This is a genomic window from Colwellia sp. 12G3, from assembly GCF_002836775.1.
GTDB lineage: Bacteria > Pseudomonadota > Gammaproteobacteria > Enterobacterales > Alteromonadaceae > Colwellia.
On sequence record NZ_PJAQ01000013.1, the window covers coordinates 1 to 23285 of the forward strand.

The 23285-nt window shown below is 37.8% G+C and carries 20 protein-coding genes and 1 tRNA gene; 12 read left to right on the plus strand and 9 right to left on the minus strand.

The features are described from left to right. Positions 1–72 precede the first annotated feature (72 nt). The gene (locus CXF71_RS21405) at positions 73–231 is read right to left on the minus strand and encodes a hypothetical protein (RefSeq protein ID WP_157826697.1); all 159 of its coding nucleotides are present in this window, start codon (positions 229–231) and stop codon (positions 73–75) included. Between the two features lie 467 nt (positions 232–698). Between CXF71_RS21405 and CXF71_RS05165 the strand changes: the two genes are divergently transcribed. The 4 genes from CXF71_RS05165 (at position 699) to CXF71_RS05180 (ending at position 6198) form a co-directional block, all read left to right on the plus strand. Next, a complete protein-coding gene (locus tag CXF71_RS05165; RefSeq protein ID WP_101231916.1) occupies positions 699–965 on the plus strand; it encodes a LysR substrate-binding domain-containing protein in 267 nt (88 codons plus the stop codon). A 355-nt stretch (positions 966–1320) separates the two neighbouring features. Next, positions 1321–2991: a glutamine--tRNA ligase gene (glnS, locus tag CXF71_RS05170; RefSeq protein WP_101231917.1), complete on the plus strand. Its 1671-nt coding sequence runs from the start codon at positions 1321–1323 to the stop codon at positions 2989–2991. A 154-nt stretch (positions 2992–3145) separates the two neighbouring features. Then, positions 3146–5290 carry a transporter substrate-binding domain-containing protein gene (locus CXF71_RS05175; protein ID WP_101231918.1) on the plus strand — a complete coding sequence of 715 codons (2145 nt, stop codon included), beginning with the start codon at positions 3146–3148 and terminating at the stop codon, positions 5288–5290. Between the two features lie 77 nt (positions 5291–5367). Further along, positions 5368–6198 carry a hypothetical protein gene (locus CXF71_RS05180; protein ID WP_101231919.1) on the plus strand — a complete coding sequence of 277 codons (831 nt, stop codon included), beginning with the start codon at positions 5368–5370 and terminating at the stop codon, positions 6196–6198. 92 nt (positions 6199–6290) lie between these two features. Here the strand turns inward: CXF71_RS05180 and ilvN are convergent, their stop codons facing one another. Further along, positions 6291–6788 (minus strand): acetolactate synthase small subunit, encoded by a 498-nt coding sequence (gene ilvN / locus CXF71_RS05185; RefSeq protein ID WP_101231920.1) that lies wholly within the window; start codon positions 6786–6788, stop codon positions 6291–6293. Continuing rightward, complete coding sequence (locus CXF71_RS05190; RefSeq protein WP_101231921.1) at positions 6788–8515, minus strand: acetolactate synthase 3 large subunit; 1728 nt, start codon at positions 8513–8515, stop codon at positions 6788–6790. The genes ilvN and CXF71_RS05190 overlap by 1 nt, the downstream gene beginning before the upstream one ends. Positions 8516–9006: 491 nt before the next feature. Here CXF71_RS05190 and CXF71_RS05195 point away from each other — a divergent pair, with 491 nt between their 5' ends. Beyond that, complete coding sequence (locus tag CXF71_RS05195; RefSeq protein WP_101231922.1) at positions 9007–9585, plus strand: DUF4136 domain-containing protein; 579 nt, start codon at positions 9007–9009, stop codon at positions 9583–9585. A 173-nt stretch (positions 9586–9758) separates the two neighbouring features. Beyond that, positions 9759–11315 carry an HD domain-containing phosphohydrolase gene (locus CXF71_RS05200; RefSeq protein ID WP_101231923.1) on the plus strand — a complete coding sequence of 519 codons (1557 nt, stop codon included), beginning with the start codon at positions 9759–9761 and terminating at the stop codon, positions 11313–11315. Positions 11316–11325: 10 nt separating this feature from the next. On the opposite strand, the gene yfbR is transcribed toward CXF71_RS05200, so the two are convergent. Together yfbR and CXF71_RS05210 are read right to left on the minus strand one after the other, a co-directional pair. Continuing rightward, a complete protein-coding gene (gene yfbR, locus CXF71_RS05205) occupies positions 11326–11919 on the minus strand; it encodes a 5'-deoxynucleotidase (RefSeq protein ID WP_101231924.1) in 594 nt (197 codons plus the stop codon). Between the two features lie 28 nt (positions 11920–11947). Further along, a complete protein-coding gene (locus CXF71_RS05210) occupies positions 11948–13177 on the minus strand; it encodes a pyridoxal phosphate-dependent aminotransferase (RefSeq protein ID WP_101231925.1) in 1230 nt (409 codons plus the stop codon). Positions 13178–13413: 236 nt separating this feature from the next. Here CXF71_RS05210 and CXF71_RS05215 point away from each other — a divergent pair, with 236 nt between their 5' ends. Further along, positions 13414–13821 (plus strand): GFA family protein, encoded by a 408-nt coding sequence (locus CXF71_RS05215; protein WP_101231926.1) that lies wholly within the window; start codon positions 13414–13416, stop codon positions 13819–13821. 130 nt (positions 13822–13951) lie between these two features. Here the strand turns inward: CXF71_RS05215 and CXF71_RS05220 are convergent, their stop codons facing one another. Further along, positions 13952–15649, minus strand: coding sequence for a proline--tRNA ligase (locus CXF71_RS05220; protein ID WP_101231927.1), 1698 nt, complete (start codon positions 15647–15649; stop codon positions 13952–13954). 133 nt (positions 15650–15782) lie between these two features. Beyond that, a complete protein-coding gene (locus CXF71_RS05225; protein ID WP_101231928.1) occupies positions 15783–16781 on the minus strand; it encodes an ion channel in 999 nt (332 codons plus the stop codon). Positions 16782–16833: 52 nt separating this feature from the next. On the opposite strand from CXF71_RS05225, the gene CXF71_RS05230 reads away from it, so the two are divergent. Beyond that, positions 16834–17316 (plus strand): GNAT family N-acetyltransferase, encoded by a 483-nt coding sequence (locus CXF71_RS05230; RefSeq protein WP_101231929.1) that lies wholly within the window; start codon positions 16834–16836, stop codon positions 17314–17316. 85 nt (positions 17317–17401) lie between these two features. On the opposite strand, the gene CXF71_RS05235 is transcribed toward CXF71_RS05230, so the two are convergent. Together CXF71_RS05235 and CXF71_RS05240 are read right to left on the minus strand one after the other, a co-directional pair. Beyond that, positions 17402–17869, minus strand: a complete 468-nt coding sequence (locus tag CXF71_RS05235; RefSeq protein ID WP_101231930.1) for an RNA-binding S4 domain-containing protein — start codon at positions 17867–17869, stop codon at positions 17402–17404. Between the two features lie 24 nt (positions 17870–17893). Next, positions 17894–18313 carry a hypothetical protein gene (locus tag CXF71_RS05240; protein ID WP_101231931.1) on the minus strand — a complete coding sequence of 140 codons (420 nt, stop codon included), beginning with the start codon at positions 18311–18313 and terminating at the stop codon, positions 17894–17896. Positions 18314–18448: 135 nt separating this feature from the next. On the opposite strand from CXF71_RS05240, the gene CXF71_RS05245 reads away from it, so the two are divergent. The 4 genes from CXF71_RS05245 to CXF71_RS05260 all read left to right on the plus strand — a co-directional run bounded on the left by CXF71_RS05245 (position 18449) and on the right by CXF71_RS05260 (position 23119). Then, positions 18449–20665 carry a carbohydrate-binding family V/XII gene (locus CXF71_RS05245; protein ID WP_232771388.1) on the plus strand — a complete coding sequence of 739 codons (2217 nt, stop codon included), beginning with the start codon at positions 18449–18451 and terminating at the stop codon, positions 20663–20665. Positions 20666–20792: 127 nt separating this feature from the next. Next, entirely contained in the window at positions 20793–21485 is a 693-nt protein-coding gene (locus CXF71_RS05250) for a DUF3313 family protein (RefSeq protein WP_101231933.1), read from the plus strand. Between the two features lie 21 nt (positions 21486–21506). Continuing rightward, positions 21507–22841 carry a BamA/TamA family outer membrane protein gene (locus CXF71_RS05255; protein ID WP_198559837.1) on the plus strand — a complete coding sequence of 445 codons (1335 nt, stop codon included), beginning with the start codon at positions 21507–21509 and terminating at the stop codon, positions 22839–22841. Between the two features lie 202 nt (positions 22842–23043). Next, positions 23044–23119: transfer RNA gene (locus CXF71_RS05260), tRNA-Val, on the plus strand. The last annotated feature ends 166 nt before the right edge of the window (positions 23120–23285 follow it).

Below are 23285 nucleotides of genomic sequence, written 5' to 3' on the forward strand. Positions count from 1 at the left end.
CTAACCAAATAATAATTCGACGATAGTATGTAGAGTAAGTTTCATAGATGTCCTTCCTAATAAAATAGCCTATTATGGCCATTTTACCTCCCCCATAATTACCTTGGCGCTCAAATCTAATATTGAGTCACCACCAATGGTTGGATATTTTCCTTTTAGCTTATTTACTAACGCTGCGGAGTTGCTTGATGCCTTGGTCGCCTCGTCAAAGTCTTTTAAATACTGGCACATAAACCCGATTGAATCAGTTTTTGTTGGTTTATCTCCTAAAAGATGCTCCGCTATAACTTATTTAGTTTGTAAATCATCGACTTGTTCTAAAGTTTAAAGTCAGTTGATACATGATTGCTCACTTTGTGAATCAGCCAACCAAGCATGCATGTTATTAAAAAATCTCACGCTACCAAGCACCGTTTTCGTTGAATGGACCCATACGAAGCTATGTTTTGGAAGATGCCCATTTAAACCAATTATTTAAACGGGTTGGCCATCAACATATAAAGTATCGTTAGGTAAAACCTCTGGTAGAATCAATTTTTTTGGTGAATTTTCTTTTAATATTGACCCCCAATAGGATTATTTAGGCTTCATGGGATTTTTTATATACGCATGAGTGGTTGCGTAAATCACTACTTTCACCAGAGGAAAGGCCGCTTGAATAACGTCTAAACCAAACTAATAGTCAGGTTCACCATGGCTTGCAATATTCTGTCGGCGTATCAGGGCGTTTTTCTGCAAATGATTCGGGAGTATTATTGCAAGCAGCAGTCAATGATATTACTATGCTACCTAAGTCTTCAGTATTACCCTATTTATCAATAGGACAGCTTGAAGTAGTACTACCAAAATATCAACCTAACACATTAGGTATACACTGTGTTTATAGCTCTCGAGATCACATGCCTTTATCGGTGAGAACATTCATTGACACATTGATTATCGAGCTTAAAAAACTAGACATTTGATTAGTCATTATTTTTGATAAAGCTAACCGCTTCATTGTTGATGATTGTTTATTGAGCTTCTGCTTACTCTTAAATAATCATTACTAGTCATTTTTCGTAAGTATTACCAAGCTAAAAAATAATACAGTAAACTTTATTTTTTAGTATATACATTTTGTGTTGAGTGGAGAATGAGCTAATATTCGACCACTGCTGTTATTAAGCAATATACTCTTATCTAACGCTATTCTCCCTAGTAAACACTTGCTATAATGCCGCTATCTTTGTGCGTAAACGCACTTTATACCCAGCTTTATACTCATTGGATGAATAAATTAATCCGTGAGTATTAAGTTATTTTCAGAGGTTTATTTTCATGTCGGATACCGAAAACCGCCCAACAAACTTTATTCGTAATATCATTGATGCCGATTTGGATAGTGGTAAGCACACCAGTGTGCAAACACGTTTTCCACCTGAGCCAAATGGTTTCTTACATATTGGTCATGCCAAAGCTATTTGTTTGAGTTTTGGTATTGCCCAAGATTATAACGGTTTATGTAATTTACGCTTTGATGATACTAACCCTGAAAAAGAAGATATTGATTACGTTCATGCGATCCAGAAAGATGTAACGTGGTTAGGTTTTGAGTGGGCCGGTGATGTTAAATATTCTTCTAATTATTTTGACCAGTTACATGGTTTTGCGATAGAACTTATCGAGAAAGGTTTGGCGTATGTTTGTTTCTTAAATGCGGAAGAAACACGTGAGTATCGTGGTACTTTGAATAAACCAGGTAAAAATAGCCCTTACCGTGAAACTTCAGTAGAAGAAAACTTAGCCTTATTTGCCAAAATGAAAAATGGTGAGTTTGAAGAGGGTATTTGTGCTCTACGCGCGAAAATAGACATGAGCTCAAGTTTTATGTGCTTACGTGATCCTATCATTTATCGTGTTCGTTTTGCCCATCATCACCAAACGGGTGATAAGTGGTGCATTTATCCAATGTATGACTTTACCCATTGTTTATCTGATGCATTAGAAGGCATCAGTCATTCTCTTTGTACATTAGAGTTTCAAGATAACCGACGTTTATACGATTGGGTAATTGAAAATGTCTCAGTACCAAGTACGCCACATCAGTATGAGTTTTCTCGCTTAAACCTTGAATACACCTTGATGAGTAAACGTAAGCTCAATACCTTGGTAGAAGAAAAGTTAGTTGATAGCTGGGATGACCCACGGATGCCAACCATTGCCGCTTTTCGTCGTCGAGGTTACACGCCAGCATCAATGCGAGAGTTTGCCAAGCGAATCGGTGTAACTAAAATGGAAAACACTATTGAGATGAGTGTTTTAGAAGCTTGTATTCGTGAAGATTTAAATGATAATGCGCCACGAGCGATGGCTGTTTTAGATCCTATTAAATTAGTGATTGAAAACTACCCACAAGACAAAAGTGAAGACCTTGTTGTTAAGAATCACCCAAGTGATGACGAACAAGGGACACGTATTGTGCCATTTTCTAAAACGCTTTATATTGAAGCCGAAGATTTTAAAGAAGAAGCCAACAAGAAATATAAACGTTTGGTCATCGATAAAGCAGTACGTTTACGTGGAGCCTATGTTGTTACAGCAACACGTTGTGATAAAGATGAAGAAGGTAATGTCACCACGGTTTACTGTACTTACAATGAAGATACTTTAGGTAAAAATCCAACGGATGGTACTAAACCTAAAGGTGTAATTCATTGGGTTGATGCGGCTAAATCACTTGATGCGACAGTACGTTTATATGACCGATTATTTACAGTACCTAACCCAGCTGCAGAAGACGATTTTAATTCAGTGATCAATCCTGAGTCTTTAGTGACTATTACGGGCGCTAAAGTTGAGCCATCATTAGCAGAAGCTAAAGCTGAATGTGCTTATCAGTTTGAACGCCAAGGCTATTTCTGTTTAGATAATGATATTAAAGAGCCTGGTGGATTAGTTTTCAACCGTACTGTTGGTTTACGAGATACTTGGGCTAAAATAAGTCAGTAAGCTAAACAAAAGCAGAGTAAAAATCAAAGTAAATTTATTTATAGTATTTACAGTGATTTATTAAAGAAAGTCAGTGATAAGTTATTTAAACTTACCACTGGCTTTTTTTTTGCTAAATCTGTTAATGTTATATAAAAACAGATAGGCACATTTAATGAATAAACAGTTAGTTGCCATAGTAACAGCAAGTATTTTTATGCTAGTTATCTTAGCTGGGTGTCAAGAACAGTCTTCAGTGGAAGAAACGCCTGAAAACTCCATTGATCAAAGCCGTGCTCAAAGCGAATTAATAACATCAGTTAAAAAAATCATAAAAATTGCAGAACAAAGAACAACAGCCCGAACGTGGTCAGAAATAAAAGCCTCAGGACACATTAATGCAGTAAAACTAGATTGGCAGTTAGAATCAGCATTACCAAGATCTGGCTCAACAAGTGCTTATCATTCAAGCTTATTACAAAACTTTGCCGATGAACGAGGTTTAAAAATCAAGTGGCATAGAGTGAGTAACTTAGCTGGCATGTTTGACAAATTGTCAGCGTTCGAAGTTGATATTATCCCTCGGCATTTAACCATTACCGCTAATCGTGCAGACAAATATAGCTTCACTTACCCGTTATTACGTGACAGAGAAGTAGTTATCGCTAAAGCAGGCAAACAAAAATTTGATAAAAATGATAATAATATTATTTATCTCCCTATCGGCTCAGCTTACATTGATAGTATTAGTAAGCAATATCCTCATTGGCAAGTTAACATTACTGAAGAGCAAGTCAGTTCTCACGAAATGGCAGATAATGTTGCAGAAGGTACCGTTAAGTACACCGTAATGGATGGTTTTGCTTTAGAAACATTAAAACAATACCGTGATGATATTAAAAGTGTTTTTATACTACCTAAAGCAATAAACCTTGCATGGGCTGTGAATTTAAATAATGACAGTTTTTTGCATGAGTTAAATGAATTTATATCGGTTCACCATGTTATGCAAATGGTAGAGCCAGAGCGGAGCATTGACTTTAAGCAGTTAAGAAAAGAGAAACTTCCTTTACGGGTGATCACACGCAATAGTCCTGAAACCTATTTTTTATGGCGTGGTGAGTTACTTGGTTTTGAATATGAGTTGATGCGTAAGTTTGCTGATATTCACAAGGTTAAATTGGTTATTGTTGTTGCCGATAGTTACGCGGAAATGTTGGCGTTATTAGCGGAAGGAAAAGGCGACATTATTGCCGCAGGGCTTTCTCGTACTCATTCACGAAAAGCGCAAATAACTAAAGCAAAGTTAGCGACAAGCATTCGTTATAATCGGGTAAAAGAGCAATTGGTTGCTCATCAAGATAGTTTACCTATCAATGAGCTATCCGACCTAAAAGATCGAACGATTACCCTGAGAAAAAGTAGTAGTTTTTGGACTACAGGGCAAATGCTAGCGAAGGACTTTGGCGCTAACATTATCATAGCCAATGAAGATATTGCCACAGAGATATTGATCAGTCAGGTGGCAGATAAAGAAATTGACTTAACTATTGCTGATAGTAACTTGATCGCCATTGAGAGCAGTTTTCGATCACAAATTATCACACCACTAACCTTTAAAGAAGATGTACCATATGCTTACTTGGTCAGGAAAAATAACCCGCAATTACTATCCTATTTAAATGAGTTTGTCAGAAAGTATTATCGGGGTACTTTTTATAATGTGGTTAAAAACAAGTATTTCTACAATGAAAAATTGCAAAAAAGTCATAAAAAACACCGCTTAGTATCGGGCTCTAACTTATCTCCCTATGACGATATAGTGCGCTCGTATGTGCAACCCTATAATTTTGATTGGCGACTGATCGTTTCGCAAATGTATCAAGAAAGTCGATTTGATCCCTTAGCCAGTAATTCCACCGGCGCTATGGGTTTAATGCAAATGTTACCCCGGACTGCCGAAGAACTTGGTGTAGCGGATTTAAAAGACCCAGAGCAAGCCATTGCATCAGGCGTACAATATTTAGATTGGACACGCGATCGTTTCTCAAAAGACTTACCAATACAAGAACAAATTTTTTTCTCCTTAGCTTCTTATAATGCCGGGTATGGGCATGTAAAAGATGCACAAAGATTAGCAAGGCAGCTAGGATTAAGAAGTGATCGGTGGTTTAATAATGTTGAAAAAGCGATGTTATTACTCCAACGTAAAGAATATTATAAAAAAGCGCGTTTTGGCTATGTCAGAGGCAGAGAGCCAGTAAACTATGTCCGTGATATTCATCAACGTTATTTAAGCTACATTCGCGTAACTGAATAGACGGTTAACTGATTTCTATTTTACTAATAGACGATTAACAATTTATTTATTAATTATTTACTCACGATCTACAAATTATGAAACCAAGTTTAGTTACCCTTTTTATACTGCTTATCCTTGCAATTGTGTCTGTAAAAGCCGAAGAAATTGAACCGGTACATTATGCTTATGCTAACTACCTAGGGAGTGGTATTTATAAGACTACCGGGCAACATGCTAGCTTGATAAGTATGCCTTTTACATACGAACTAGGGCATAAAGATAAAACAAGTTACGGTTTACGTTTACCTATTTCGTTAGGTTTTTTTGACTTTGGCTTGGCTGATTTGCCTAATCTTGATTTTCCCGATGAAGTGGGTACGATTACCTTTACGCCCGGGCTTGCTTTTAACTATCAATACAACCAAGATTGGCTTATAGAGAGTTATATTGATATAGGTTATGGTCGAAATCTAACGACAAATAAAGGCGTTAATATTCATTCTTCAGGTGTATCAGCCCTTTATAATTTTAATATGAAAAACTATGACGCTATTTGGGCTAATAGAATTTATTATGCGCGTTACGACGGTAATGGCTATGATGCTAAAGATTCCTATGCAGCGATACAAACGGGCATAGATGTAGGATTACCATTACAATATCAAGTGTTTGGCTATCAATTTCAGCCAAGAGTTTTTGCGATGGCGTTTTGGTACTTCAGTGAGGTTGATTTTTTAACGTTAAGTGCACGGAGCCTTGATGAAGAAAAAAATGTAACATTGACTAACAGTGTAGAGTTTGGCTTTACTTTGCACTTTAGTGAAACTATTGGTTATTCGTGGGCAGGAATTGAGCGGTTAGGGCTAAGTTATCGATACAGTAAAAACTTCAGTGCTTTTCGTTTATTATTTAGCTTTCCTATTTAGTTGATGAGTTTATCCCTCTAAGCTTGGAAAATTTACCGGCGAAAAACAATAAAAAAGAGGCTTGAAGCCACTTTTTTATTGTTGGTTAGTCGTTAAATTCTTAAGGCTTTATCACCGCGTGCCATACCAACACAACCGGAACGAGCTGATTCAATGATTTCAGTCTCATGCTGTAGCGCTGTAATAAACGCATTAAGCTTTTCAGCGTTACCGGTAAGTTGAACAGTATAAACTTGTTTACCAATATCGATAATATTACCTCGAAATATATCCGTTATGCGCTTTACTTCATTACGCGATTTATCAGTCATAGCAGTGACTTTTACTAATAACAATTCACGTTCAATATGCTGTCTATCAGTGATATCGATAATTTTAATCACGTCAATCAGTTTATTTACTTGTTTAACAATTTGCTCTAATACTTTATCGTCACCTATAGTGGCAATGGTCATACGTGACAAACTATTATCGTCAGTTGGCGCAACGGTTAAGCTTTCAATATTAAAAGCACGTTGAGAGAATAACCCAACGATTCGTGATAATGAGCCAGGTTCATTTTCCATCAATATAGCTAAAATTCTACGCATTATGCCTTAACTCCTTTTTTCAGCCACATTTCATCAATTGCACCCGTACGTATCTGCATAGGGTAAACATGTTCTTTTTCATCAACCATAACGTCGACAAAAACTAAGCGGTCTTTAATATTAAAAGCTTGTGTTAGTTTTTCTTCTAACTCATCTAAGTGATCAATCTTAATACCGACATGACCATAAGCCTCGGCGACTTTAACAAAGTCAGGTAATGATTCCATATATGAAGAGGAATGGCGACCACCATAAACCATATCCTGCCATTGGCGAACCATACCAAGGGAGCGGTTATTTAATGTGACAATTACTACAGGTAATTTATATTGTGAGCAAGTAGAAAGTTCTTGGATGTTCATTTGAATAGAGCCATCGCCGGTTATACAAATAACATGTTTGTCTGGGAAGGCTAATTTAACTCCCATCGCTGCGGGTAAGCCAAAGCCCATGGTGCCAGCACCACCGGAGTTGATCCATCGACGCGGTTTAGCAAAAGGGTAGTGTTGTGCCGCAAACATTTGATGTTGACCAACATCAGAGCAAACGTATGCATCACCTTGAGTTATTTTATATAGCGCTTCAACAACACGTTGAGGTTTTATTTTCTCATTTTCAGCTTGATCATAGCTCATGCTTTTTACATTGCGCCATAAGTTTATTTGCTGCCACCATAGTGTCAATGCTACTTCATCAGGGCTGAAGTTTATGTCACTCAACTCATCTAATAATTGCTGCATAACCACTTCGACTAAGCCAACAACGGGAATATGAGCATTAATTGTTTTTGATATCGATGTAGGGTCTATATCTACATGAATAATGGTAGCGTTAGGGCAAAATTTCTCGACATTATTAGTAACCCTGTCATCAAAACGAGCACCTAGGGCTAAAATAACATCGGCATTGGCCATGCTCTTATTGGCTTCTAAACTACCGTGCATACCCAGCATACCAATAAACTGTTCGTGAGTTCCTGAGATACCACCAAGCCCCATTAACGTATTGGTAATGGGCGCTTTTAATGTTTCAACTAACTTGGTTAGTAATTCAGAAGCATCAGACAAAACTATACCGCCACCAGAATAAATGACCAATTTCTTGGCCCTTGCAATAGCTTGTACTGCTTTTTTTATTTGCTTAGGATGACCGTTAACATTAGGGTTGTAAGAACGTATTTTAATATCAGTTTCGATACTAAATGGTCCTTTATTTTGTGGGATCAAGATATCTTTAGGTAACTCGATCACAACAGGGCCAGGTCTACCTGTACTTGCAATATAAAAGGCTTTAGAGATAGCATCAGGAATATCAGCTAAGCTTCGACAGCTAAAACTGTGTTTGATAATAGGACGAGTACAGCCGACGATATCAGTTTCTTGAAAAGCATCATTACCGATAAGTGATGTGGCTACTTGACCTGCAAGCACTACCATAGGAATTGAATCCATATAAGCCGTCGCTATACCTGTCACACAGTTAGTTGCGCCAGGGCCAGAAGTCGCTAATACGACACCAACTTCACCTGTTGCCCTAGCATAACCATCGGCCATATGAGTTGCTGCTTGTTCATGACGCACTAAAATATGTTCAATTTCATCTTGTTGAAATATAGCGTCATAAATATCTAAAACGGATCCACCAGGGTAACCGAAAATGTATTTAACCTTAAGTGCTGATAGAGATTTAACTACCATTTCTGCACCAGTAAAAAGCTCTGTTGTCATGCCATCACCTTGATTCTGTGTAAATTTAATGTTTTGAATAAATAAATATTGAGATAATAAAAAACCCTCGGTCTTAAAAAGAGCGAGGGTTTCTTGATATTATTGCTTAATCGTTTTTGCTAAGCACAAGTAATCCCCGCTAGTGGTGAAAGCACCACTACGACTAAGAGGACGACATTGAGGACAGTTGTTTTAAAACTCATAAAAGTAACAAAAACTTAAATATTATAATTAGTACTATTTTTAAAGACTTTCACTGCTTGTGTCAACCAATAAATACAAAACAGTGAAAAAACTACATTTTATTTTTTCGCCAAAAGTATTGACCACTACTTTGTTTAGATGTTATTTCATTTTTTATTACAGCTGAAAACAATTTTAAACACTATTTTACCTGTATTAGTGAAACATTATGATTTATATTAACTGGAGTGTTATACGCCGATCGAAAGACTTAAAATATTGGTCTTACTACAATAAATGGAATAAATATGACCCCAATTAAATTATTAATAATTAGCACCTTAATTGCTTTTACTGCAGGTTGTGCGACACATTCAGCTAAAGTAGATTTTGATAGAAATACCGAAATTGAAACGATTAACTATAAAACCTTTGCTTGGCTAACCAATGCAAAGATAATGGCAGCACCTGTTGATATTAACCCGGTAATGAAAGAGCGAGTTGATAATAGTATTGAGCAAGCTTTTATAGCTAAAGGCTACCAATTAGTGGCGAATGCTGAAGACGCCGATTTTACCATTTCTTATACGGTAGGTAGTCGCGATAAAATTAAAGTGAATAGCTACCCTGCAACCTATAATTCTGGCTTCGGCTGGGGGCGTGGTTATTACGGTGGCCGAGGCTATTATGGTACTATGTCTATGGGGACAGAAACTAGCGTTAGACAATATACTGAAGGTAAGTTAGCTATTGATGTTTATGATGTTAAAACTCATCAACCAGTATGGCATGGTTGGGCAACTAAACGTCTCACATCTGAAAATAGTGAAGACCCTTTAGCAATGATAAACAAAATAGTGATAAAAGTAGTGGATAAGTTTCAGTAGTTACAATAATTACACTTATGTAAAAACGGCTTAGTGCCGTTTTTTTTTGCATAATATTTAAGTAAAGGTAATGTATATTCATAATAGTAAATGGACTATTTTGTAATTTCCCTAGTAATTTACTGGTTCTGAATTACACTAATATTATGGTTTAAACAACGCAATAGAGATCAATGAGCAACTTTATTTTTCAAGACGAAGTCGAAGATGAAATTAGCGATGAGCAAAATAAAGAAGATAAGTTTTGGCGTATTTTGGTCATTGATGATGATGAATCGGTTCATCAAGTTACTAAGCTAGTACTTGCTGATGCTGAAATAGAGCATAGAAAACTGGAAATAGTCTCTGCTTTTTCAAGTAAAGAAGCTAAAGAAATATTGTTAAAGGATAATTCCTTTTGCATGGCATTTGTTGATGTTGTTATGGAAACTGACCATGCAGGACTAGAGCTCGTTGAGTGGATAAGAAAAGACCAAAAAAACCAATCAATTCGCTTAGTCTTACGAACAGGACAAGCGGGTTCTGCCCCTGAGGCAAAAGTCATTAAAGAATTTGATATCAATGACTATAAAGAAAAAACTGACTTTACCGCCAATAAAATGATTACCACTGTCTATGCGAGCATACGTGCATATCGCGATATTATGACCATTCAGCGCAGTCTTGATGCGTTTAAGAAGCTTATTGAAGCTACCCACGATTTATTAAAAATTAACCAATTAAAAAACTTTGGTTCAGCAGCACTTAATCATTTACTTTCGCTGATGAACGTTGAAAGCTCTGCACTTTATATAGCCAGAACCCAAATCGATTACGCGGATAAATCGACAAGCTCTATTATTGCTTGTACGGGTAAATATGTTTGTGAGTCTGACTCATTAGAAACATCAAATATTAATGAGCAAGTTAAAGCGCGCATTCAACAAGTTTTCATTGACCAAAGTCATTATCGTGATGAAAGCTGTTTTGTCGGTTTTTATCGAGCATCTAACAGTGCTGCGTCTGTGCTATATATTGAATTTGAAGATGATCATGAGCACTTCAAAGCTAGCTTGGCTGAATTATTTGCTACTAATGTGGCGTTAATTCTTGAAAGTCTCACCAAACAACAAGAAATAGAAAAAACCCAAAAAGAGTTGTTATTCATTGTTGGGGAAGCGGTTGAAGCACGCAGTAAGGAAACGGGGGCTCATGTACGGCGGGTTGCTATTATTTGCGAGATGCTAGCAAGAAAATTAGGCTTAGATGAAGGCTTCGTTGAGGCTATTCGATTAGCTGCACCGTTACATGATTTAGGTAAGATAGCTATCCCAGAACATATTTTACATAATCCAGGGAAATTAGAAGGAGAAGACTGGAGAATTATGCAATCCCATGCACAAATTGGTGCAGATATTTTAGAAAAATCTACAGTCAATATTTCTCAACTAGCTGCTCGACTTGCCAATTACCATCATGAAAACTGGGATGGTACGGGTTACCCAGAGGGATTAAAAGGAGATTTAATCCCTATTGAAGCTCGGATCATGGCTGTAGCAGATGTTTTTGATGCCTTGGGTTCAAAGCGCTGTTATAAAGAGCCTTGGCAAGCGGAAGAAATTAAAGCGTTTTTGGTATCTCAAATAGATAAGAAATTTGAGGCTAAAATGGTTCATATAATCGTTGATAATTTTGATGAGTTTTTAGATGTTAGAGTGAAATATCCAGACCATATAGAGACCGACCATTAAACGTTGACAGTTAATTGTTTGATAGTTTATCTACGGTGGCTAAACAAGCTGCCATAAAGGTATCAATAAAGTATTCAACTTCAGGCATGCTTTCTTTTAACTCTGTTATTTTTATCGCTAAGCGTTGCTCAACATGATCAAACTCGGGGTTCTTATGATTAATCTCATCAAGGGCTTTAATATACGCGACAATAATATCAGCGGCTTTTACAATGGTTTTATATTCCTCAGTGACATTATCTTGTACGATAATGTCACTAAATAGTTCCTGAAGTTCTTCAGGAAGTGAGGCTAAACATTCTTGCTCTGCCAGTAATTCAATTTTCTTAAATTCTCTGGCTATTTCTTTATTGGCATACTTTGTTGGATTCACAATATCACCGTAGCGAGTTTCACTCGCTTCGTGATACATGGCAATGGTTGATATTTTGTCAGCATTGATGTTGCCGTTAAATTTTTTATTTTTAATGACGGCCAGTAAATGAGCAACAATGGCGACCTGATGTGAATGCTCTGCAATGTTTTCTGGTTTAACACAAAACATTAATGACCATCGCTTGATCAATGGCATACGAAACATCCAAGCTAAAAATGAACTTTGCATCATTGCTCCATGGTATTAATGGTTATGTTTATTTACTGGCATTGACTTGTTGATAACTAGAAAAGAAACTTTTTAATTTTTCAAGGGCTGGAATCAATTCATCAACATGAGGTAAAAATACTAATCTAAAGTAGTTGTTTTCTTTAATATTAAAAGCTCGACCATGGACTAATAGTATTTTTTCTTGTTTTAGTAAATCCAAAATCATACGTTCATCGTCAGTGATATTGAATTTCTTATTATCTACTTTAACAAATAGATATAAAGCACCCATGGCAGGGTTACATGATAAACCATCTATAGCATTAATCATTTTGTAAGCAATATTACGTTGCTTAATTAAACGACCGTCACCACGAATTAATTCATTAATACTTTGGTAACCACCTAAAGCAGTTTGTATGGCGTGTTGGCTCGGTACATTCGCACACATTCGCATAGACGACAATAATATTATACCTTTAATATAATCTTCGGCGTGTAGCTTAGGACCAGAAATGACCATCCAACCCGATCTAAATCCAGCAATGCGGTAATTTTTTGATAATCCACCGAGGGTTATGATAAACACATCTGTTGCTAATTTTGCCGTTGGGATATGTGTCGCTTCATCATAAAGAATTTTGTCATAGATCTCATCGCTATAAATTATGAGTCCGTGTTTTCTTGCGAGCGCAATTATTCCTTGCAGTATTTCTTCTGAATAAACTGCACCTGTTGGATTATTAGGGTTGATTATTACAATAGCTTTGGTTTTTTTGGTAATTTTACTTTCCATGTCCTGTAAGTCTGGAAACCAATGATTCTCATCATCACAGCGATAATGCACAGGTTTACCGCCTGATAATGATACTGCAGCAGTCCACAAAGGATAATCAGGAGATGGAATCAATACTTCATCACCATTATCAAGCAGTGCTTGCATTGCCATAACTATTAACTCACTGACGCCATTGCCAATAAAAACATCATCAACCATGACATCTTTAATGCCTTGCTGTTGAAAATATTGCATGACAGCAACTCTGGCTGAATAAATGCCTTGCGATTCAGAGTAACCCTGTGACCTAGGTAAGTTATGGATCACATCTTTTAAAATATCATCAGGGGCTGCAAAGCCAAAAGGGGCAGGGTTGCCAATATTCAACTTAAGTATTTTGTGGCCTTCATCTTCAAGTCGCTTGGCTTCGGCTGCTATTTGTCCTCTAATATCGTAACAAACATTATTTAATTTAGATGACTTGGTAATAGCTTTCATGAGTGGGCAACTTCTTAAGTTAAATTGAGAAAAAATGAGCCTATCATTGTTGCCAATAATACGCTGTTTTGAAAGCCTTATTTTGAATTTTTTTAATGATTTATTGTTTGTTTTTATTTAGAAAAGGTATATCACATCTATTAGCTCACCAAGCAAAAATTTTCAGCAGCATAATACGTTAAAAAAGTGTTAAGTTATTAAGTTAGAAATAATTATAATTGAATAGGCGCACTGATATGTATCTTGGTAAATGTTTATGTGGTGAAGTTTACATTAAAGTGAATGGTAATATCAGTGACATCATTCATTGTCACTGCTCTTTATGTCGTAAGAATAGTGGCACAGCCTTTGCCACTAATGGCTTCATTAATACGGCAGAATTTGAAATTACTTCAGGCAGTAAAAGCTTGAGCTCTTTTTCATTTAAACCTGGGCGTCATAGACATTTTTGCAGTAAATGTGGCTCACCAGTTTATAGTGCTAATGAAGATGATCCAACGCGTTTAAGAATACGTTTAGGCATTTTGGATAGTGATATAGCAGAAAGACCAAGCTCACATAACTTTGTTAGCTCCAAAGCAAACTGGGAAGAGCTCGAGGCCAACTTACCTCACTATGATGCTTTTGAACCAAGCCGTCAGTAAAACCTACGGGGCTTATATTCGTGAACATTGATATTTGTGTGATTGATATTCCTAAATTTGAAACAACAAAAAAGGAGCCTAAGCTCCTTTTTAATTAACGACGGTAAAATTAACTGTCTATATCGTTAATTTAGCTGAATAATGACAGCACATCATCAATAGCGATTAATGATTTTTCGCCAGTAATACGGTTTTTAAGCTCAACCTGCTGTGCATCTAAATTACGTTCACCAATGACCACTAATAATGGTGTGCCCATTAACTCATGATCAGCAAACATAACGCCAGGACGTTCTTTTCTATCATCAAACAAAACTTCAATGCCAGCTTGAATTAACGATTCATATAACGTTTCAGCGGTTTCTTTAACGCGAGCCGATTTTGCCATATTCATTGGCACAATCGCCACTTGAAATGGTGCTATCGCTTTAGGCCACTTGATACCGTTTTCATCGTGGTTTTGCTCTATAGCAGCAGCAACAATACGAGAAACACCAATACCGTAACAACCCATGGTGAGTGTTTGGTTTTTTCCACCTTCATTTAGTACCGAACAGTTCATCGCTTCTGCATACTTTCGGCCTAACTGGAAAATATGACCTACTTCGATACCACGTTTTATTTCGATGTTACCTTGACCACATGGGCTTGGGTCACCAGCAACAACATTACGGATATCTTGAATGTTGATCTCACCACAATCTCGTTCCCAGTTAACACCGGTAAAAGAGTGGTTATTTTTGTTAGCGCCACAGACAAAATCGCTTAAGTGAGCAGCACTACGATCTACAATCACGTCAATAGCTAAGCCTTTAGGTCCTAAAGAGGTACTATGACAGTTAGCAATAGCGGAAACTTGTTCATCAGTAGCAAATGTTAACGGTGAAGCAATACCGGCTAAGTTCTCAACTTTAATTTCATTAAGTTGGTGATCACCACGAAGCACTAGTGCAACTATTTTTGTCGGTTGGCCTTCAGCAACAGAGCCAAGCACTAAGTGTGTTTTAACTGTAGTCTTTATATCTATCTCTAAGGTTTTTATTAATTTATCGAGTTTTAATTCTACTGTAGCGAACTCTTGAGTGGGTTCAGCACGTTCACCTTTAGGGGCTAATGCTTCAGCTTTTTCAATGTTGGCTGCAAAATCACTTGCATCACTAAAAGCAATGTCATCTTCTCCTGAATCAGCAAGTACATGAAACTCATGTGATTTCTCACCACCAATAGAACCTGTATCAGCTATAACAGGTCTGAAATTCAATTCTAAGCGCTCAAAAATACGACAGTAAGTATCAAACATTATTTGATAGGTTTTTTCTAAACATTCGTCTTCTAAATGAAAAGAATAAGCATCTTTCATTAAGAATTCACGGCCACGCATCACACCAAAACGAGGACGGATCTCATCACGAAATTTGGTTTGAATTTGAAAAACATTCAAAGGTAATTGCTTGTAGCTGCTAAGTTCATTAGCGATTAATTTTGTCACTACTTCTTCATGAGTTGGCCCTAAAACGAAAGGACGCTTATGGCGATCGCTTATACGTAATAACTCAGGACCATAATCAGCTAGTCTGCCAGATTCTTCCCATAAGTCTGCAGGTTGTACCATAGGCATTAATATTTCATTACCACCAGCACGCTGCATTTCTTCACGGACAATGTTTTCAACTTTTTTCAAAACGCGTAAACCGGTTGGTAGCCAAGTATATAAACCCGAGGCAAGGTTACGAACTAAGCCTGCTCGTAACATTAGCTGATGGCTGATCACTTCTGCGCTAGCAGGGGTTTCTTTAAGAGTAGACAGTAAATATTGACTGGTACGCATTGTAAAGGTTTCCGTAAAATAGGGATAAATATAATTGGCGACATTCTATCAGGGGGCTAGCTTATGAAAAAGTAATATATGCAATATTTATGAGTTAGTTACTTCAAAAATTATGATGTGATGTTTTATCTACTTATCGTGTCATCTTCTTTACAAAAACTACCACGAAGAGAGCGATAGTGAAACTCCCAGTAAAAGCCTCTATGGCGGCAATGGCCCGAGATACCCCAACGGGGGTAAAATCGCCATAACCTAGCGTAGTAAATGTCACCACAGAGTAATAAAGTGATGAAAAGAAAAAGGACATATTTTCATTTAACGATTGCTCAGCGGTGATTGCTTGAATATCACCGCCGTAACTTAGACCAGTAAAGGCATAAATAATGGCGCATATGAAAATAATAGCGAGAGATAAACCTATGATACGTAAAGGTGCTTCGCCGTAGCCACAAAATATATCTACCAGTTTTGATAAGGTACGTTTTAGGCCGTATCTGGGTAATTGCAAACGACGCATCGTGAGCTCTTTTTGAATAAAGTAGCCTGAGAGGGTGAATATTCCTTCGTGCTCAGCGTGTTTACGTAAGTCTCGATAAATTTCTTCAGCTTGTTCTAAATAATCAATATTTGCTTGCAAATTTTTAGCTGATAAGGCCGATTTAGCTGAATATTCCTGTTTGATTTTTTTACCAATCTTAACATTTTCAAATTTACTACCTGTCCACTTTACTCCTAACATATTGGTGTATTCTAAATTGGCGCAGTTAAGGTTAGCATCGCGTAAATCTGCTTTCATAATACTGGCATGTTGCAGGTTAATATTAAATAAATGACCACCGTTGATATTGGCATGATAAAAATCCGCATAAGAGAAGTCATAACCACTTTTTTTATGATGATTGACGAGGTCTATGCTCTGAAGTTGAGCTTTCGTTAGTATAACTCCTCGTAGCATTCCACCGCCTTGGGCGTAGTTTTCTAAACGTTGCTTAACATCCGAACCTGATTTATCAATGTCCTTATCATGCCAAAAACAAAAACCAGAGCTATTCGCTTCACCTTGGCAGCAAAATGCTTGCTGCTTGGTGTTATCGGGGTCTTTATATTGGCACAATAATTTTATTTTATTCATTTAAATAGTATAGTGCGCTCCATCAAAAAGTAAAAAGTAAAAAGGAACTGACGTGCAAATAACTTTAATTGAAGCAGATTACCATAATGAGCAACATGGCAAAGACTTAGTGATGTTGTTAAATGCCTATGCACTCGATCCGATGGGCGGTGGAACGGCACTAACTGATGACGTTCAACAGAATTTAGTTGCTGCTATAGCAAAGCGAAATGATTTTTTAACCTTGCTTTGTTATGTAGATGGTCAACCGGCGGGCATACTTAATTGCGTGGAAGGTTTTTCTACTTTTAAATGCAAACCTTTACTCAACATCCATGATTGCGGTGTATTAAAAGAATACCGAGGTTTAGGTCTAAGCCAAAAACTATTTATTGAAGCAGAGAAAATATCACGTGAACGTGGTTACTGTAAATTAACCCTTGAAGTGCTAGAGGGCAATATAGTGGCGCAAAATTCGTATAAAAAATTGGGCTTTACTGGCTATGAACTAGATGAAAAAACGGGTAAAGCCATGTTTTGGGAAAAAGTGCTTTAACTCTTGTTAGTGTTGACCGTTAATGATTGCTTGTAAGTAGCTTTCATTAACGTTCATTTACTAATTTAAATGCCGATTTAGATGACTAAAACGAAATAGGTCTTCTTTTTCTCGGTACTTTAGCTTTTTCAATATCTTGTATTTGAGGTGTAAAATCACTCTCAGCCTGTTTCGCAGGACTTTTCTTAGACTTAGCTTTTTTCTGTGGTGTTTTGGTTTTTGAAGGATGATCGCTTGGTTCCATAGTCCCTTGATTAATCACTTCAGGAGGAGTGTTAGCAATGTTTTCTTCTAAAGCGACATGGCTAGATTCTATCTCAGAGAGTTCTTCATTGATGATAACCTGTACTACTTCACCGTTAAACTCAATCACATCTTCATGATAAACTTTCTTACGTTTTTGGTATTCGACTTCACCATTAAGTAAAACATAGCCTTCACTGATAACGACTTTTGCTTCACCACCACCACTGACCAAATTCGCTATTTTTAGTAGCTTACATAGCTCAACAGGTTGGTGGTTTAATTCAATAACTAAGTAACTTTCTGACATGGTTTTCTCGATAATAAACGGATTTTAGTCTTGTGTTAATTGTACTAAAAACTCAGTGATTTCAGTTTTTAATTCTTCACTATCAATATTTTGTGCTGCTTCGTTAGCTTGATTCGCAAAAACGAGTGCTTGTTCTTTCTCTTCGAATTCAACTTGGCGTTGAGCCATAGCTAAATAGGCAGATGCAGTAAAAGTAGGCAATGTTAACTTTTCTGCTGTGGCTAAAGCAACTTCATAAATATCCATGGCTTGCTCGCCATCTTCAGTAAAGTCAGCAAGTGCTTCCCATTGTAACGGGTGATCTTTTGGTGAGTTTTGGTTTGTGGCACAAAGTACTTGTAATTTTTTACAACTAGCAAGCCTTAATTCATCATTGTCTGTTTCTGAAGCGTTAGCAATCTCTTGGCAAATGGCAAGAATGTCGTTATATAAAGGTGCTTTCATAGATAATCCTAGCGTATATTAAGTAGTTACCGGCTTAACTTTTAATGTAATTATATTTACAGCGGCATAATTTCAGGCGATATTATCATACTGAGGCTTTTTGTACATTAGCCGTCATAAACAATACAGGATTGTATGATGAATACTCGCTTTAATGCTCAAACACTTAAGTTTGTAAATAAATGGTTTATAGGATGTTTTCTACTATTATTTTCTTTATCTGGTTTGGCCAATGATTGGCCACAAGAATTATCGGGAGACAAAGGCACAATAGTCATTTATCAACCTCAACCCGAAAAACTCGTGGGTAATATACTGACGGGTCGAGCGGCGATGGCGCTGGAATTAAAAGAGAATTCCTCGCCAGTTTTTGGTGTTTTTTGGTTCTCGGCAGAAATAGCCACTGATCGCGGTGAAAACACCGTAACGATTAGTCAATTAAAAGTGACTGAAGTCGCTTGGCCAGAATCAGATAAGAAAGGGGAAAAGGAGTTTAGTCAATTTGTCGAAGAGCAATTAGTAAATTCATCATTTACCGCTTCATTATCTAAGTTGACCGCAAGCTTAACGAGTGCTGAGCAAATGAAAGCTAGTCTTGCCAATATAAAAAATGATCCGCCAGCAATCTTATTCTCAAGTACATTGACTGTGCTGCTTAGTTTTGATGGCGAGCCTGTTTTTAGAGATATTGAAAATAGCAACTATCAGCGAGCACTAAATACACCCTTAGCTGTAGTAAAGAGACAAAATCAAGACAAATTTTATTTAACCAGTGGTCATTTATGGTACCAAGCATCAAATGCCCTAGGTCCATGGTCTATTTTAGCTAACCCTCCCGCAGATCTTAAAGCTTTGATCCCAAAAGATGACAGCCAAAGTGACTCCCCACAGGTGCTAACAGCACCAAATATCATAGCTACAACCGAACCTACCGAGTTAGTGGTTTCAGATGGTAAAGCAAAGTGGACAAGTTTGGTCGGTGGTAAATTACTTTATGTAGAAAATACTGAAACACCTTGGCTGCGAGAACTGAACAGTGGCGATATGTACGTTTTGTTATCGGGCAGATGGTTTAGCAGTAAAAGTGAACAGGGCCCTTGGGTTTTTGTTCGTGGTGATAAATTACCGCAAAGCTTTAAAGAAATCCCCCCCGAATCAGCTATTGGTGGTTTAAGAACCTCTATTGCCGGCACAGATGAAGCCGAGCAAGCCGTTTTAGATGCACAAATTCCCCAAACAGCAGCGATAAAACGGAGTGAAGCAAAACTGACCGTGTACTATGACGGCGAACCGACTTTTGAGAAAATAGTTGATACCCAAGTTGAATTTGCAATTAATACGTCAGCACAAGTACTTAAAATTTCAGGTAAGTATTATGCGGTTGATAATGGTGTTTGGTTTGTTGCCGATACGGCTAAAGGGCCTTGGCAAGTTGCAGATAACATTCCTAAAGAGGCTATAGCTCAAATCCCACCTAGTTCGCCTATGTATAACACCACTTATGTCACTGTTTATGACTCAACCCCTGAGGTTGTCTATGTTGGTTATACGCCGGGTTATTTATGGTCTTATCCTTATTATGGCGTACCTATTTATGGTACTGGTTGGTATTACCCGCCTTATTATGTTGGCGGATGGTATTACCCTAGACCACCAACGTGGGGATTACATGTTGGTTATAACCCATGGACAGGGTGGAATGTTGGCGTAAGTTGGGGTAGCCCGTTCTTTAGAGTTGGCGTTGTTTGGGGCGGTGGTTATCATCATCATCCAAGACCTTGTTGCGGCCGATATTATGGCGGAGGCTATCGAGGCGGTACTAACATCAATATTAATGGTAATGTCAATATTGGCAACTCGGTTAGCATTGCCAATCGTGCTCATGCGCAGAAAAACATTACGAAAAACCCTGCCAATAGAGCGGGTGGAAAACTAGCACAAGGTAACCGACAAAATAATTTATATAACCAAGGAATAAATAAAAAGCGTAATGCTGTAAAACCACCGTCTACGGGTAAAATAAACAGCGCTAAAGTTTCCCCCCAAAGAGCTAATAATGTATATGCCGATAAGAAAGGTGGTGTGGTTCGTCACGAAAATGGCCAATGGCAAAACCGTAGTAATAAAAACTGGCAGACAATACCTAAACAAGGGGCCATTAGTTCGCCTTCTAGGGTGAGTCAACAACCTCGTAATCAACCATCTAGGAATAATCAGCCCAGTACTATGCAACGACAAAATAACCGTTCATTTGACCACAAAACGATGAATCGTGATTTACATGGCCGACAAATGGGGAATATGTCGCGAGGTGGTCATCAGCCGATGGGTAATGCTCGACGAAGCAAGTAGTTGGCTCATGCTGACATGATAAAACATACGAGCGAAGATACTGAGTTATTGTTGAAGATATATTTACAAGTATGAACTATACAGTAACTCAGGATTCGCAAAATATTTATAACAAAGAGGAATAAAAATGAATAAACAACAAGGTATTAAACTTAGTGCTATTGCTATAGTCGCATCTATCGCTATAGGTTGTAGTTCTACTAATCCAACGAATGCTCCGCAAGTATCGCCTGAAGGCATGGAGCTAAAAAAATCAACACGCTCTACTGTTGCTTATAAAAAAGAAGGTGTAGACTTTTCAGAGTACGATAAAGTACAGATATTACCTAGTGGTGTTGCTTTTAAGAAAAACTGGAAGCGAGATTACAATAGAGATCAAGCGTCATTATCGACACGTGTACATGATGACGATGTAATACGTATTAAAGCAGATGTTGCCAAATTGTTTGATGAAGTATTTAAAGAAGAGTTTGGCAAGGATGCTAAATTCCCAATAGTAGATAAAGTGAGTTCCAATACCTTAGTGATAAGACCTGCCATCGTTAATTTAGATGTTGCAGCACCGGATCTTAAATCAGCGGGTAATGTAAAAACCTATGCCAGTGATGCAGGACAGGCGACTTTATTCTTAGAGCTTTATGATGGCGTAAGTGGTGAAATATTAGCACGAATTGTTAATGTTTCAGTGGCTGGTGATAACAGTTATTATCAGTGGGCAACACGCGTTTCCAATCGAGCAGATGCAAAACGTATGATCAGAACATGGGCTAAGACATTACGCACCAAATATGATGAAGCTCACATGCCAAAAACTCACTAGACTCCGGGTAAAGCTATCTTGATGAACGCTAGCGTTACAGCTTATTTAGTGCGAGCCATTGTCCTGCTGACTTTAGTTAGCGCACAGTGGTTATTTTCTATAACTGTCGCGCAAGCTAAACCACCGAGTCAAGTTAAGTATTCGGTGCAGCGACAAGAAAATACTAAAATGCGTGAAAGTTTGGTGCTGCCGTATATCTTTAGTACCGATGATTTGGGATTGGTTATCGGTGTTGGTGCGATGGCAACAGGACTTTACCAAAAGCAAATGACTTTAGGCGGCACTGTGTATGGTGGCGGAGATACTAAAGGTTTAGGGGCAGGGCTTTGGAACTATAGTGTTTTAGATAGTGACCGTCTTTTTTTCAGCGCTCTTGGCATGATGGGGGAGTTCCCACTTTTACGGGCATATGCTCCTTTACCTGGAGATATGATGCCTCCACCTCGCCCTGGAGCAAATGATTCAAGCTTTGATGACTTTATCCAAGCCAGTGGTTCAAGTAATTGGTGGAATGTCACGCTAGAATATGTGTTGCCATGGGGCAGTGCTAAAGAAAAAAGTATGACTCGCTATCAATTGGTCGGCGGGTTATTAAAAAATGAAACCCAACAAGCTGACTGGAATCCACTCACCACGGGTACCAGCATCATAGTAGCTAGGCAGTTTAATCGTTATCAGCAATACAAGAATGAGGAAGGGGAACTCTCTGGCGCTGTTCATGCGCTTGAATTAGGTCTATTTTACGACAACACCGACTTTCCGGCTAATCCTAGCCAGGGGAGCTCACAATATATTGCTTATAGTTATAACCCTAAGTGGCTAGAATCTAAAGAAGAGTGGGATTTTATTGAAATGGAAGCGAGTAAATATTTCTCGTTAGGGAAAAACTCTTTTGCGAAACAAAATATTATCGCTCTCAACGCTTGGCTAGGGTACTCACCAAGTTGGCAAGTAACTTCTGATGATATGGGTAATAGCCAAGTCATAAATAATGCCCCTTTTCTTGAAGGCGCTACATTAGGTGGTATGTATCGTTTAAGAGGATTTAGGCAAAACCGCTTTCATGATAAAGCCGTTGTTTATACAACAGCTGAATATCGTATGACACTCGATTATAATCCAACGGAGAATGTGCGGTGGTTAAAGTTTCTAAATCTTGATTGGTTACAAACGGTTTTGTATGTTGAAGGGGGAAGAGTCTCTCCTAGCTTTCATCGAGATACACTCTTCTCTGATTGGAAATCTGATGTGGGGGTTTCATTAAGAGCGCTAACCGCTGGAATTGTTGTACGATTAGACTTTACGCGCTCAAAAGAAGGAACAAGTACATGGTTGATGGTAGGGCATCCTTTTTAGTTGCCCAACGGCAAAGCTTACAACAGATTTTTATGCACACTAATGCAGCTTTATGGATAAAAATAAATCAAACAATTGATATTTTGAAAAAAAACAGGAAATTTACCGTTTATCTGTTGACAGCTTTTTCTATCTCCCTATAATACGCCCCACTGAAACGCAGACGGTTTTGCCTGAAACGTTGTAGTGTTACAAGTAAAATGGACGATTAGCTCAGTTGGGAGAGCACCGCCCTTACAAGGCGGGGGTCACTGGTTCAAGCCCAGTATCGTCCACCACTTTATTATTTTTAAAGTGTATTGGGACTTTATTCGCAGAGTAGGTTCAAGCCTGTTCTTGTTAAGTAAACGTCCACCATCTTTCCATAAAGATGTAAAACTAAAATGGACGATTAGCTCAGTTGGGAGAGCACCGCCCTTACAAGGCGGGGGTCACTGGTTCAAG